The organism is Corynebacterium qintianiae (genome assembly GCF_011038645.2).
Taxonomy (GTDB): domain Bacteria; phylum Actinomycetota; class Actinomycetes; order Mycobacteriales; family Mycobacteriaceae; genus Corynebacterium; species Corynebacterium qintianiae.
This window is the reverse complement of sequence record NZ_CP064955.1, coordinates 1,997,746-2,011,843: the sequence shown is the minus strand read 5'-3', so window position 1 is coordinate 2,011,843 and position 14,098 is coordinate 1,997,746. Positions and strand designations below refer to the sequence as shown.

General features: G+C 63.6%; 10 protein-coding genes, 1 tRNA gene and 1 riboswitch. Of the genes, 7 read left to right on the top strand and 4 right to left on the bottom strand.

All coding sequences use genetic code 11. From position 1 onward, the window contains the following. Positions 1-16: 16 nt before the first annotated feature. Complete coding sequence (locus G7Y29_RS09780) at positions 17-1,660, bottom strand: sulfatase-like hydrolase/transferase (protein ID WP_165002389.1); 1,644 nt, start codon at positions 1,658-1,660, stop codon at positions 17-19. A gap of 21 nt (positions 1,661-1,681) precedes the next feature. On the opposite strand from G7Y29_RS09780, the gene G7Y29_RS09775 reads away from it, so the two are divergent. Then, positions 1,682-2,599, top strand: coding sequence for a formylglycine-generating enzyme family protein (locus G7Y29_RS09775; protein WP_165002388.1), 918 nt, complete (start codon positions 1,682-1,684; stop codon positions 2,597-2,599). On the opposite strand, the gene G7Y29_RS09770 is transcribed toward G7Y29_RS09775, so the two are convergent. Further along, positions 2,596-3,429, bottom strand: coding sequence for a lipase family alpha/beta hydrolase (locus G7Y29_RS09770; protein WP_165002387.1), 834 nt, complete (start codon positions 3,427-3,429; stop codon positions 2,596-2,598). The genes G7Y29_RS09775 and G7Y29_RS09770 overlap by 4 nt on opposite strands. 244 nt (positions 3,430-3,673) lie before the next feature. Beyond that, positions 3,674-3,793: riboswitch (SAM riboswitch) on the top strand. A 15-nt stretch (positions 3,794-3,808) separates the two neighbouring features. On the opposite strand from G7Y29_RS09770, the gene G7Y29_RS09765 reads away from it, so the two are divergent. Further along, the gene (locus G7Y29_RS09765; RefSeq protein WP_165002386.1) at positions 3,809-4,384 is read left to right on the top strand and encodes a hypothetical protein; all 576 of its coding nucleotides are present in this window, start codon (positions 3,809-3,811) and stop codon (positions 4,382-4,384) included. 4 nt (positions 4,385-4,388) lie between these two features. On the opposite strand, the gene G7Y29_RS09760 is transcribed toward G7Y29_RS09765, so the two are convergent. Both G7Y29_RS09760 and G7Y29_RS09755 read right to left on the bottom strand, forming a co-directional pair. Then, on the bottom strand, positions 4,389-6,278 hold the full coding sequence (locus G7Y29_RS09760; RefSeq protein ID WP_165002385.1) for an MFS transporter: 1,890 nt from the start codon (positions 6,276-6,278) through the stop codon (positions 4,389-4,391). A gap of 263 nt (positions 6,279-6,541) precedes the next feature. Continuing rightward, positions 6,542-6,615: transfer RNA gene (locus tag G7Y29_RS09755), tRNA-Gly, on the bottom strand. 75 nt (positions 6,616-6,690) lie between these two features. Here G7Y29_RS09755 and dcd point away from each other — a divergent pair. From dcd to casB, 5 genes are all read left to right on the top strand, one after another. Further along, complete coding sequence (gene dcd / locus G7Y29_RS09750) at positions 6,691-7,257, top strand: dCTP deaminase (protein WP_165002384.1); 567 nt, start codon at positions 6,691-6,693, stop codon at positions 7,255-7,257. Between the two features lie 10 nt (positions 7,258-7,267). Further along, complete coding sequence (locus tag G7Y29_RS09745; RefSeq protein WP_165002383.1) at positions 7,268-8,584, top strand: UDP-glucose dehydrogenase family protein; 1,317 nt, start codon at positions 7,268-7,270, stop codon at positions 8,582-8,584. A gap of 321 nt (positions 8,585-8,905) precedes the next feature. Next, on the top strand, positions 8,906-11,662 hold the full coding sequence (gene cas3 / locus G7Y29_RS09740; protein WP_165002382.1) for a CRISPR-associated helicase Cas3': 2,757 nt from the start codon (positions 8,906-8,908) through the stop codon (positions 11,660-11,662). A gap of 87 nt (positions 11,663-11,749) precedes the next feature. Then, positions 11,750-13,435 (top strand): type I-E CRISPR-associated protein Cse1/CasA, encoded by a 1,686-nt coding sequence (gene casA / locus G7Y29_RS09735; RefSeq protein ID WP_165002381.1) that lies wholly within the window; start codon positions 11,750-11,752, stop codon positions 13,433-13,435. Then, the gene (gene casB / locus G7Y29_RS09730) at positions 13,432-14,097 is read left to right on the top strand and encodes a type I-E CRISPR-associated protein Cse2/CasB (protein WP_165002380.1); all 666 of its coding nucleotides are present in this window, start codon (positions 13,432-13,434) and stop codon (positions 14,095-14,097) included. The genes casA and casB overlap by 4 nt, the downstream gene beginning before the upstream one ends. Position 14,098: the final 1 nt, after the last annotated feature.

The window sequence follows — 14,098 nt, the reverse complement described above, 5'->3', positions numbered from 1 at the left end:
GGGCCACACCCCCGGATCAGGACCGGTAGGTCACGTCGCGCGTACCGAACATGTCCAGGTCCATCGGCGCGGAGTCCTCGCCGAGCTCCCGTTCGATGAGCGCGTTGAGCTTGGCTAAGAGGCGCGCGACTAGGGCTTCGTCGTAACGCGGGTGGTTCTTGTTGCCCAAGTTCTCTAACTCGTTCGGGTCCGCCACGAGGTCGTGCAGCGACACGTCCGAGGTGGCGTAGAGCTCCTCGACCGTCGCCGGTGTGCCGTATTCTGTTGGAGCGAACCAGCGCACGAGCTTGTAGCGGCCGTCCACCACCGCGCGGAAGAAAGAGCGGCGGGAGAAGTCGGGCGCGCCGTACTTCGCCCCGGCTTCGCGCATCTGGGCCTCGCGCAGTTCTGTGTCCAGGGGGAGGTCCACCAGCGGGCCGAGTGCGCCCGTGACCGCCCACTGCGGATCGAGCTGATGGAGGCCGTCCCACATGAGAAGGGCGCCGTCGCCGGGTTCCTCGGCGCTGCCGCGCGGCGGGGTAGTCACCTTCGGGTCGGTGAACACTCCAGACAGGTCACGGCCGGGGAGCTTCGGATACTTCTCTGCGCGGGCGGCGCTGTCCAGCCCCGCGAAGGCGAGCGCAGTGGGCACCAGGTCGATGTGGGAGCCTACGGCGGTGGTTTCCACACCCTGCGCGCCACCGGGGACAACCGCGGTCATGTTGACCACGGTGGCCTCGTCGTAGTGGATGCCGCCCTTTTGGGTCATACCGTGCGCGCCGTTCATCTCGCCGTGGTCGGAGGTGAAAATGACTACCGTGTTGTCCCATAAACCCTGGGCGGTGAGCTCGTCGAGGATTGTGGCGAACTGGGCGTCGACAAGCCGCATGCAGTTGACCAGGTAGTTGCGCCGCTGCTTCCAGATGTCCTCGCGGCCCTCGGGCACGTGCGTGTAGTTGAGCTGCGCGAACTCTTTGTAATTGTTCGGCCCGAGCGGCTGCTGGGAGAGGTCATCGCTAACCGACTCCGGCAGGGCCGGGTCCCACCAGTGCTCGAGCTCGCCCATCGTCGGCAGGCCGTGGAGCTTGGGGCGCATGATGCCGTTCTCGTGCCCGAGCTCGTCTTTCTGTGCCAGGTAGTACATGATGTCGTGCGGGTTGACCATTGAGGAGATGAGGAGCCAGGGTTGGTCCTCCGGGGCTCTGTGGCGTAGCCAGTCGACGGTTTCCATCGCCACGGTACCGTCCTTGACCTGGCCCTCGAGCGGGCGGCCCCAGTTGTCGCCCCAGAGCTGGTAATCGGAGAACCCGAAGTCCTCCAGCGCACCGGCCTCGCCGAAACCGGTGTCCGAGAGGTGCCACTTGCCTTTGAAGGCGGTGTAATAGCCCTGCTCGCGCATCATGTCGCCCATGGTCGGCGTGCCGGGGTCGAGCGGTTTGATCCAGGCAAAGTCCGTGTTGTCCCACGTGCCCAGTGCCTTCGCGTGCTGACCGGTCCACATCGCGGTGCGTGACGGGGTGCACTGCGGGACGGTGCAGTAGTGCTTGTCAAGGGTGACACCGCGGTTCATTAACTGTTTCAGGGCGGGCAGCTCCACGCCGTCGGGCAGTTCCATGCGCATGTCCCACTGGTCCATGCAGAGGATGAGGATGTTGGGTCGGTGCGGCGTGGGTCGGGTCATATTGCACGATATTATGCGTAAATGCCTAGGTTAACCGAGCTAATCCGCGTCCCGGGCGGCGTTTTCAACGCCGGTACCAACGACTTCTACCCGGAGGAAGGCCCGTCGCGCGAGGTGGGCGTCGATAAGTTCGCTCTTGAGTCAGACCCAGTAACGAACTCGCAGTTCGCCACGTTCGTGGAGGAGACGGGGTACGTAACGGTCGCGGAGCAAACCCCGCTTTTCGACGACTTCCCCAACGTCGATCCCGCCCTCCTTAAAGCCGGGTCCCTCGTGTTCATCCCCACCGCTGGGCCGGTGGATCTGCGGGACTGGCGGCAGTGGTGGCGCTTCGAGCCGGGCGCTTCGTGGCGCGTGCCTTACGGGCCGGGGGGTGTGAGCTGGTCGAATATCCCGGATCGGCCCGTGGTGCAGGTCGCCTACGATGACGCGCTGGCGTACGCGCGGTGGGCGGGCCGGCGCCTTCCGACGGAGCTGGAGCTGGAGTACGCCGCCCGAGCCGGGCGTCCCGGGACGGTGTATGCCTGGGGCAACGAATACGCGCCGGGCGGTGTGGTGCGCGCGAATACCTGGCAGGGCCGCTTTCCGTACGAGAACCAGGGGTGGGGTGTCGCGTCCCCGGTGGGGGTATTCGGGCGCAATCCGTGGGGGTTCGCCGACCTGATCGGCAACGTGTGGGAGTGGACGTCGACGTACTTCGCCACCGGGCCCAATCGTAGCATCGTCGAGGCAGCGGTTTCCTGTTGCGCCCCGTCGTCTGCACGGGAAGAGGCGCGCCGGTTGGCCACCGTAACCGCCGAGACCCACCCGCGCCGGGTGGTCAAGGGAGGCTCCCACCTGTGCGCGCCGGAGTACTGCCACCGCTACCGACCGCCGGCGCGCCAGGGCCAGTCGGAAGACTCGGCCACCACGCATATCGGCTTCCGCTGCGCGGCCTAGTCACTTTCAGACCCCGCCTCGCGCTCGAGACCCCACCGTGTGAGCTCCGCGACGTTGGGGTCGCGCGGTAGCAGTGAGTGAATCACCGGGGCGAAGCCGGGGTAGGCCTTCTCCAGGTCGATGTTGATCACGTCGGCTCCGTCGATGCTGTCGAGTATCGAGGACGAGTTCGGCGTCACCGTGCGGTCAGCCGGCGTGTAAATCGAGGTGTACACCACCCGCGGGTCTGTGTCGGGCAGGTCCGCGATCTCTTCCAGGAAGGGCGAGCCCGCGAGCTGCTGCAGCGCGCTCGTGCTGGCCACGGCTTCCGCAATACCCGGGCGGCGCTGGATGAAGGGAATGACGCGTTCCGCCAGCCCCCCGATGTCCGTGCCGTGGAAGTTCGCCCCGATGGCGACCACGCGCCGAATGTTGTTCGCCCCGCCGCCGGCGATGTAGAGCTTGGTTAGCAGTCCACCTTGCGAGTGCGCGACGATGTCCACTTTGTCCGCGCCGGTCGCGGCCTTGACCTTTTCCACGTTCTCACCGAGCTCCTGGACCAGGTCGTTGAGGTCGCCGAAGCCGTGCAGGACGGGGATGGAGGCGGCGAGGCTGTGTCGCTCCGTCGTGCCGTAGTCGTAACCCCAGGTCCAATACCCGTGGCTGCGCAAATATTCGGCATTCACGGTGAACGTGTTCGTCGCGCTGGTGAACCCGTGCACGTACAGCACCGGGGTGGGGTGCTCGGGCGCGAAGTCGGTGTCGTTGAAGGGCAGGACCGGTCGGCTTTTCACACCGATGTATGCTCCGGCAGCGTACAAGCCGAGCAGTGCTAGGTGGGTCAGGCGCATGGCACCCCAGCTTATAGACGCCTCGCGCGCCGGGCTAGGCCGCTGATAAGGCCAGATGTCACTGTGAAGCAATTCTCGACCGTGACCACCTGGGGAAACGCAACCCCGATTTCGTCCACCGTGACATTTGAGATGTCACAGCCAAGGGATCCGTGACCACCTAGCTATTTGGGGGGAGGAAAACGGAGGCGCCGCCCACCCCGGGCTTGCACTAGACCAAGCTGTCTGTTATTGTTTGATTCGCGATCAAGAAGTCCGACGCTCAAAAGCCTCCCGGCTCGTCGGCTAGCAACCGCGCTGTCGCGCACGGTGCTCCCGGGGGAAGATCGGCCGGCTGCGCGACCGCGCGCCGGAAGTGCGATTTGATTGGAGCAAACCTATGACCCCTATGTCTATCGACATGTCCGCTTTTTTGCCCGCAGGCCTGCCCGACGACTGGGTTCCGGCGCAGTTAGACAACATCGATGCCACGACCCTGACCTTCAGTACCGCGGTTGAGACGGCCGTGCGGGAGTTCGCCAGCGCACAGGCGGCGTTCTCGCTCACGGCACTCATCGCGCCGGGTTTCGACTACTCACCCTCCCGCAACGCCGCGCGCCTTAAGGGTGGGGAGGTGGTTGTGCTGCCTCAACCGGGTGTGGAGCGCACGCGTGTCAGCGCCGCTGAGTGCACGCTCATCTGCAGCGGCCACCGCCCCCACTGGATTCCCGCCCTGCGAGCCGGCAATGGCCCCGCCTCGGACTGGCTCCCGGTGGACGCCGTTGCGGTGGAGGGCAACCGGGTGACGTTTCAAACCCCAACCGAAACGATCGTGGTTTACAACCACGAGCCCCTGCGTTGCGCCACTGCGGTGGACTACAACCCCAGGTGGGGCATCCTGCGCGGGCCCGACAGCGACGGCCGGCGTGCGGTGTTCACCTATTCCCGCACGCCGATTACGCCGTGTACTGCGTGATCGCCTACGAGCCCACGTAGGTGGACACCAGGTACCGGTTGATGTCGGAACGGTTGATGATGCCCACGACGCGGCCGGTATCGTCCACCACCGGCGCTTTCTTCAGGTGCCTGTCCGCCAGGACCGAGGAGATATGTCCGAGGTCGTCGTTGACGTTGACGGTGATGACAGACTCGGTGGCGATGGTGGACACCGGGCGAGAAAGCACCGCTGCCACATCGGTGGAGAATTCCGCGGAATCCTCGTTCTTCAGCAAGGCGTACGGAGTAGTGAAGGTGGGGACTGAATCGCCGATGGCGTCCAACACGTCGCCATCGGAGACGAACCCGCGCAGCTGCCCGTCGCTGATCAGCGGCACACCCGAGATGCGATTGTTCACGAACATGTGGAGGGCCTCGCGGATTGTCGCGGTGGGCGCGAGGTGGTAGACGTCGGTCTTCATGAGCTCGTTGACCAGCGAATCGGCGGGTTGCACCGTAGCAGGGGCGGTGGCGGCAGGCGTATGCGCCCGGGTGCCCGTATAACCGAGGACCACCGCACCGGCGGCAAGCACAAACAGGACGACGCCGACGGTAAGAAAAGCGTTGTTGGCCGCCCCCGCGCCGTCACCCTGGGCGAGAACCGCGCCGTAGATGCCCGTGGACAGGGCGGTACCGACGCAACCGGCGATCTGGAAGCTGGTGGAGAAAATCGTCACACCGTCCGGGTTGAGCTGGCGCGGCAGCGAACCCAGCGCGAACGACTGAACCGGGCCGATGGTCAGCGCCGAGCCCAGAATGGCGGGGATGTAAGCCAGGGTGATCAGCCACAGTGCGTCGACACGCATGAGGTACGCCGTGGCGAGTGCGAACACCGCCATGAGCCCCATACCGACGGGAAGGAGCCAGCGCGGACCCTTCGAGTCGTAGATGTTGCCCGCGATCGGGCCGAAGACTGCCGCGAGCAGGATGGCGGGGAAGAGGACCAGCGACGCGGTCAGCCCCGAGGTGCCCTGCACGTTCTGCAGGTGCGTGGGCACGAGGATGTTCATGGAGAACACGATGATCAGCGCGACGACGTTGACCAGCACACCCGCGGCGAAGGGATACACCTTCAGCGGCGCGAGGTTGATCAGCGGCTTATCGACGACCTCCTGGCGCCTGACAAACAGCCACATCGCCACGAGCCCAACAACGAACGTAGCCTCGGCCGTGATCTTAGCCGGTCCGAAGATGGTGGAGATGCCGTAGAGCAAGCCGATCAGACCGATGGCAACCAGTGCGAGCGACGGGTAATCCAGGCGAGCCTTCGCGTTGTCCGAGATGTTGTACACGGTGGTCAGGCCAACCAGGAAGACGATGACGGACAGAGCGGTGAACACCCAGCTCAGTGCGCGCCAGTTGTTGCCGGTGAGCTCGAGGACCACGCCAGACGCCAAGATAGCTATTGACGGCCCGAGCGTGGTCATCGAACCCATGATGCCCATGTACTTGCCAATCTTCGGCTTCGGCGCGACCGTCAGCGCGACCATCATGCCGATGGGCACGAGCAGACCTGTGCCGATGGACTGGATAATGCGGCCGATGAGCAGCACGGTGAAGTTGGGGGCCAGGGCGGTGACGGCGCCACCGATGATCAGCGCTGACGTGGTGGCCAAGAACAGGGGCTTGGTGCCGAAGCGGGTGATGAAGAACCCGGCGGTTGGGGTCATCACGGCCGCGCCCAGCATGTAGGCGGTGGCGAGCCACTGCACCGTGGCGACGTTAATGCCCAGGTCAGCCATGATTGGAGTGAAACCGACGTTGAGGAACGTTTCGTTGAAGGTGGCGATGAAAGCCGCGAGCGCGGCGGCCACCATGATTGTTTGCGAACCGCGTGCGTGTTCGCTTGACGACGGCGTTGTAGGGGAAGCCATGAAACCTCTCTGGGAGTACGAGTACAGGGGAGTGGCTTCGGTGGCGTCATCAGATTTACGCGCACTGTAGTCTCAGTGCGCCACATGTCTCGTGTTCCAGGCCAGCACAACACCGTAGCGGGTTTCGTGTGGTGGCGCTAATTGGGCGGTGCCCCGCTCCCCCCAAAACCCTGACGGGTCAACTTGCTCGTATTCCCCCTAAACTTGCTGCAAGTTCGGGGTGTTGGGGTTTAGGCGGAACGCCGCGCACCCGCAGGAAAAAGTGGAGCCGGCGACGAGAATCGAACTCGCACTCTCAGCTTGGGAAGCTGATGTTCTACCACTAAACTACGCCGGCAGTGAAGCAATGCAGGTGATAGTAGCACCGTGGGGCCCGGCAACAACAAACCACCTACCCAGTAAACTCTGTCCCGTGCTTCTTTCCGATCAAGACATTCGCGCCGCCGTCGATTCCGGTCGCCTCGCCATCGAGCCGTACGACGAGGAGCTGGTGCAGCCGTCCTCAATCGATGTGCGCATGGACAAGTTTTTCCGCGTGTTCAACAACTCGCGCTACACGCACATCGACCCAAAGCAGGAGATGCCGGACCTGACCACGCTGGTGGAGGTCGAGGACGGTGACGCGTTCGTGCTGCATCCCGGCGAGTTCGTCTTGGCCGCCACGCTGGAGAAGATCACCCTCCCGGCCGACCTGGCCGGCCGCCTTGAAGGCAAGTCCTCGCTCGGCCGCCTGGGACTGTTAACCCACTCGACGGCCGGGTTCATCGACCCCGGTTTCTCCGGCCACATCACCCTCGAGCTCTCTAACGTGGCTAACCTGCCGATCACCCTGTGGCCGGGCATGAAAGTCGGCCAGCTGGCTCTGTTCCGCATGTCCTCGCCCGCGCAGACGCCGTACGGTTCCGGACGGCTCGGTTCGAAGTACCAGGGGCAGCGCGGCCCCACTCCTTCCAAGGCGTACTTGAACTTCCGGGACTAGACTCGCCGTCATGCGTATGACGGTTATCGGCACCGGGTATCTCGGTGCAACCCACGCCGCCTGCATGGCCGAGCTTGGCCATGAGGTGCTCGGCGTGGACGTGGATGAGAACAAGATCAACCAGCTCAAGGCGGGCAAGGTGCCGTTTTTCGAGCCCGGCTTGCCGGAGGTGCTGGAGCGCAACATCGCGTCCGGCCGGCTTGATTTCACCACCGATTACGCGCGTGTCGCCGAGTTCGCCAACGTCCATTTCATCGGGGTGGGCACCCCGCAGCAGCGTGGCTCCTACGCCGCGGACACCCGTTACGTCGAAGCGGTTATCGACGACCTGGTGCCCCAGCTAACCGGCCGACACGTCATTTTCGGCAAGTCCACGGTGCCGGTGGGTACCGCCGCGGCGTTGCAGGAGCGCGCGAACCGGCTTGCCCCGGCGGGCACTGAGGTCGAGATCGCGTGGAACCCGGAGTTCCTGCGTGAGGGCTACGCCGTGAAGGACACCATCGAGCCGGACCGCATTGTGCTGGGCACCCGCGCGCAGGACTCCACCGCCGAGGACATCGCACGCGAGGTCTACGCCACGCCCCTGTCCAACGGCACCCCCTTCGTCCTCACCGACCTGCAGACCGCGGAGCTTGTGAAGGTCTCCGCGAACGCGTTTTTGGCCACGAAGATCTCGTTCATCAACGCGGTGAGCGAGGTCTGCGAGATCGTCGGAGCGGATGTGACCCAGCTGGCGGACGCCATCGGTTACGACGACCGCATCGGCCGCAAGTTCTTAGGCGCCGGTCTCGGCTTCGGCGGCGGTTGCCTGCCCAAGGATATCCGCGCGTTTATGGCGCGTGCCGGCGAGCTCGGCGCTGATCAGGCCCTGACCTTCCTCCGCGAGGTCGATGCCATCAACATGCGGCGCCGCCAGCGCGTCGTGGACATCGCCCGCGAGGAGCTCGGATCGCTGATCGGCCGGCGCGTCACCGTGCTGGGTGCGGCGTTCAAACCGAACTCCGACGACGTGCGCGACTCGCCAGCACTTGCCGTGGCTGGCCAGCTCTCCCTCGCCGGCGCGGCCGTGCGCGTGTTCGACCCGGAGGCCATGGACAACGCCCGCCGCGTCTTCCCCACGCTCGATTACGCATCTTCGCTTGATGACGCCTTAACAAACGCCGAACTCGTCATCCTCGCCACCGAGTGGCAGCAGTTCCGGGACATCGACCCGGCCGCCGCGGGCGAGCTCGTGGACCAGCGCCTCATTATCGACGGCCGCAACGTCCTGCCCACCGAGGCCTGGCAGGCCGCCGGTTGGAAGGTGCGGGCGCTAGGGCGCGGGTAGCCGCTCGCGGCGGTCGGTGTCTGCGCCGGCGATCACTTCCTATTTTTCGAAACCGGCCTATTTTGCAAAATAGGCCGGCGGGGCCACCTGCGGGGAGATGGAGCCCATCCCCGCTGTCGCGGGGAACGGGTCCATGCGACCCTGTGCATCGGCTCATCCCTGCTGGTGCTTCCCAGGGGCAGTCTACCTGGTCTTGGTGAGTGATTAAAGAAAGCAACATGCAAAGGGTTGCAGAAAAGGAAACTTCGTTTAAGGTAGACAACGTCCACAGGGACTGGCTCCTCCTTGATCCTCCCACCTTTCCGTTGCTTCGGAGGCAGAATGCACCTACCACCTTCAACCCTCGAGTTTGCCCAGCGCGCGAACGGCTGGGCTGCACGTCGATCGCCTCAAGCGAAGGCTCTCTGGGCGAAGTCTGGGGACGAAACCGGGCACCTCTGCCTTCCGCAGCACCTCGTCGACACGGCATGCGCAGCTGCGGCGGTTTATGATGTCTGGGTGCCGCGCCGGATGAAGGAGTGGCTCGCGGGCCGCCTCGAGATCGACGAGGATGACGTGCGGCGGATCTACCTGTGGCTATCAGGCGTTCACGACATTGGAAAGGCGACGGTTACCTTCCAGTCGCAGAGCTACAAGGAAGAATTCGAGCACCTTGTCTCAGCCGTGAGGGACTCCGGCCTTCCAGTTGAGATGAACTCTGACGAGCGTAGTCTTACTAAGTTCCCGCATGGGGTGGCCTCGGGGATTATCCTCAAGAAGTGGCTGCGCAAGTGTGGTTATGACCCCGGATTTAGCGGAGTAGTTGATGCGCACCACGGAATACCTTCGTCTGGAGACGGGGCCAACGAGGAGCGTTCGCTGACTCGATACAAGTCACCGTGGAAGGCGGTCCACGCCGAACTTCTTGACGAAATGGCAAACCTTACCAACGCTCGGGAAGCCTTGGAACACGCCCGCGGCGACAATGTCAAGGCGCTTCAGATCCTCACGGGCCTTGTGGTCATGGCAGACTGGATCGCCTCCAACCAGGACGCGTTTCCGATGGTGGTCGGCGAGTCCCAGGAGGAGCGGCTGTGCCGCGGCATGGAGGCCACCGATCTTACCGGCCCGTGGTCCCCGGCCAAGACCGACGTTGGCTCAGATCGGGTATTCGAGCGCGCCTTCGGGTTCGCTCCGAGGCCTGTGCAACGCGCCTTTTTCGACGCCGCGTCGCACCTTAAGCAGCCTGGCCTGCTCATTCTAGAGGCCGAGACGGGCGTCGGAAAGACAGAAGGCGCTCTAGCCGCAGCCATGGCGATGGGGAAGGGGGCGCAAGGCATCTACTTCGCTGCGCCGACGATGGCGACGGCGAACGGGCTGCTCGAACGTGTCATGAAGTGGGCAGAGAGTTCGGTGGAAGACGATCACGTCTCGTCGATGTATCTGGCGCACTCGAAAAACCAGCTCTCCGAGTCGTATCAAAAATTGCGCTATTACGGCGTCGGGAAGGACCACGGAAAACAGGGGCACGTCGTGGCCAGTTCGTGGATGAGCGGGAGGCGGCGCGGTCTGCTCTCCAACGTGGTCGTCGGCACCATCGACCAGGTGCTCATGATGGCGCTTAAGCAGCGGTATTCCATGCTGCGGCACGTGGCGCTGGCCGGCAAGGTCGTGATCTTCGACGAGGTGCACGCTTTTGATACGTACACATCGGATTACCTCATGAGGACCATTCGCTGGCTTGCGTACTACGGGGCGAGCGTGATTGTGATGACAGCGACGCTGCCGCCGGAGCGTCGCCAAGCGCTTGTGGCCGCCTACACGGAGGCCGAACTGCCCGACATCCCGAGCGACGCATACCCCCTCATCACCGTGGCAACTCAGGAGTCCGTCGAAACCATTTCTGTCGATCCCGCACCGACGAATCTCGTCGCCGAGATCCGCTACCTTAGCGACGAGCTGGACGACTTAACCGCCGAGCTTGGGGAGCTGCTTGTCGACGGCGGCTGTGCGCTCGTCATATGCAACACCATCGCTCGAGCTCAGGAGGCATACCGGCGCATCGCCTCCGGGTACCCCAACGATACCGAGCTCCACCACGCGGGATTTGTCGCCTGGCAGCGCGCGGAGAAGGAAGATGGGCTGCGCGCCGCGCTCGGTCCCGATGCCCATCGTGGACAGGGCAGGCCGTATCGGCGCATCGTGGTAGCGACCCAGGTTGCCGAGCAGAGCTTGGACATCGATGCCGACGTCCTCATCACCGATATCGCGCCTATCGACCTAATAATTCAGCGCATCGGGCGCGTTCACCGCCACCGACGCCCGGAGTCGGATCGCCCAAAGCGTCTGCAGTCTCCGCAGGTGATCGTGCGGGCCATCGTCGGACGCGATCCTGTCCCTGAGTTCGACTCCGGCGCGGCAGCTATCTACGGAACCAAGCTGTTACTCGCGACCCTCGCGAACCTTCCGCAAACGTTCCGTCGACCCGACGACATCCCCGGGCTTGTTCGTACGGTCTACTCTGCGGATTCCAGAATCCCTTCTGCCTGGGCGCGGGCGTGGGAGGAAGCCGTCGCGGAAGACGACCAGCGTCAGGTGGAAGCTCACTCGCGTGCAGGAACATACATGCTTCCGGTTCCAGAAGAAGCGAAGCAATTTACCGCACTATTTGGGCTGACCGACCAAGCGATGGCGTTTCTCGACCGAGAGGAAGCCGGAAATGCCCAGGTCCGCGACGCAGAACCCTCCGTAGAGGTCATTCCAATCGTAGCGGGCGAGTCCGTCTACCGCCCGTATGGTGGTGGTTTTAAGGACTTCGAGGATAGTGAGGAACCTCCATATAAAGAGGCCCGGCACCTCGCCGCCAGCACCGTGCGGCTACCCGCGCGAATGACACGGTGGGACGACGACTTTGACGCGGTTGTCGGCGGCCTAGAGCAGATCACGCCTATCGGCTGGCAGCAGAGCAACCTACTGAAGGGGCAACTAGCCCTTCCTCTTGATCAGCACGGCGAGATCACAATCGGGAGGTTTACTGTGCGCTACACCGACGAGCTCGGAATCGAAATCGTGAGCGATGGACGGGGCAGTGATGTCTGAACCGTTGCGTAGTCTGCGGGCACCGCCTCAACCGCGGACAGTCATCCACCACCAACACACATTTCGAAAGAAAGGAGGACCTTCTGCATGACAGACCCACGCTTTAACCTGCTGGACGAGCCTTGGATAGTGGTGCACGACCACGAGGGGACGGCCCACACGGTCGGCATCCGCCAGCTTTTTGATGGCTCCCTTCGCGCCAGCTCCATTGTCGGGGATTCGCCGACGCAGGACTATGCAATACTGCGCGTGCTGCTCGCGATCTTTTGGCGAGCCCATCATGATGCGCTTGCGCCCCAGCTTGCGTCCAGGAAGGTAAGAGACGAATTCAGCTGGTCTCGATGGTTCACCGAAAAGCGGAAACACTTTAGGGCAAAGGGGTCCGACGAGGACGTTCTCGACTACCTCAATCGTTACGAGGACCGATTCTACCTCTTCGATGATCACGCGCCGTTCATGCAGGTGGCTACGCTGGATACGACGAAGAAGACTCGCAGTCCTATTTCGCGGATCGTGCCTGAGGCCGAGCACGACTACTTCACCATGCGCACCGGCTCCGGGCGCGCCTCGCTCACCTTCGCGGAGGCTGCGCGGTGGCTCGTGCATACCCAGGCCTTCGATTATTCGGGCATCAAGTCGGGCGCAATCGCCGATCCCCGCGTCAAAGGCGGTAAAGGGTATCCGATTGGCACCGGGTGGACGGGAATGACCGGTGGAACCGTTATCACGCGAGAGACTCTGCTGGAGACACTCTTGTTTAATTCGACCCCGGAGACGATTTTTGCCGGGAACGATGACGACCTCCCAGCCTGGGAACGTCAACCGGATGGCCCTGCCGAGCGTCCCCACCCCATCCCCATGGGCCCCGCAGACCTGGCTACGTGGCAAAGCAGGCGAGTGCGATTGTTTTCCGAAGGCGGCTTCGTCACGGCGGTCCTTGTGTGCAACGGAGACCAGATTCCGGAGGCAGGGAAGAACATCCTCAAAGACCCGATGACCCCGTACCGCTACAGCTCCAACAAGTCGAAGAAAGGGCAGCCCGTTTACTACGCGCGGCCTTATGACCTCAATAGGACGATGTGGCGCTCGCTCGACCCGCTCATCGCTACGCAGTCGGACCCCGGGTTTACCGAGAAGAATCTGGCGCCGATCCGGCCTAAAACGCTAGAGAACCTCGGTAGTTTGAGCCGCGAGGGCACATTGGAACGCGAGGTCCTCGACCTGCGTATTGTCTCGATGGAGTACGGCCCTCAGGCCTCGTCCGTTGGCACGATCATCAGCGCGAGTGTCAGCCTCCCACTGGTGTTCTTCGAGGATGATGACCTGGCTCAAGAAGCACGATTTGTCGCGCGGAGCGCCGCTGAGGCAACGATGAGGGCGGCAACTAGCATGGGATGGTTCGCTGGCCAGCTGCACGTCGCGGCCGGGGCGGACTACGTATTCGGGGCTGACGCGACTGACAAGTTCCTCGCCCGCCTCGAGCCGCAGTTCAATCGCTGGCTAGCCACGCTAGATTGGGACAGCCTCGAGACCTCCGGCGAGCTGTGGCAGCGCACGGTTCTTGCTGACGCCCGCCTTCAGGCGAACGAGCTCGTTGCCGGCGCGGGGCCGAAGGCGATAGCCGGCAGGGTCGTGCCGCCTCGCAATGAAGGTGATAACCCGACGGTGGTGAGCGCCGGGGGGCTCAGGGACGCCCTAGCCAGAAAGCTGAAAAAGGATCTCCCCCTCGCTCATCCGCGGCCCACACAGCAACAGGAGGAAAACGCAACGTGACCCATACAACAACAGATACAACAACGGACAACAGGCCGCAGCTTCGCGCAGCGGTTGGCCACACAGCGAAGCGCCTGCAGGAGTCTTACCTCGGGTCCCGGGGGGATCGAGCGGCCGCAATCGCTCGAGGGATTCTCGCGCAGCTGCGCAAGAACTCCTCCCGCCCGGCGAACGAGAACCCCATCGGGCTGCAGGAGACCCTTATGGTCTTGAGCCCTCAGCTGTCTGATTCTGAACTGGGCAAGGCCGATTCCGCATCTCCCTCCGAGTACGCCGCATACACGGCTCTGTCGTTATTCGCCCGGCACATGCAGAGCGCGAAGAGGCCAGCGCACATCGAGGCTCAATCCTTCGCCCAGGCGTGCGGGAGGCTCGTAGCGCTGAGCGATTCCAACTCCGTCAAGCCGCGTTTCGACGCCATGCAGCTCGCAGCGACCGAGGAGGCGCGCGCAGTACACCTCCGCTCGCTGGTTGACCTTCTCAAGGCCCGGGAGCTCGGGTTCGACTACGGGGCGTTCGCGGGGGACCTCCGCGCGCTGTCCTCGCCCAAGAACAGGAACGGTGTGCTCCTCCGCTGGGGCCGTGAATTTTCCCGAGGCCTGAGCAATGCGCCGAAAACCGACCCCAACTCCAACACCATCGATACTGAAAAGGAAATCTAAT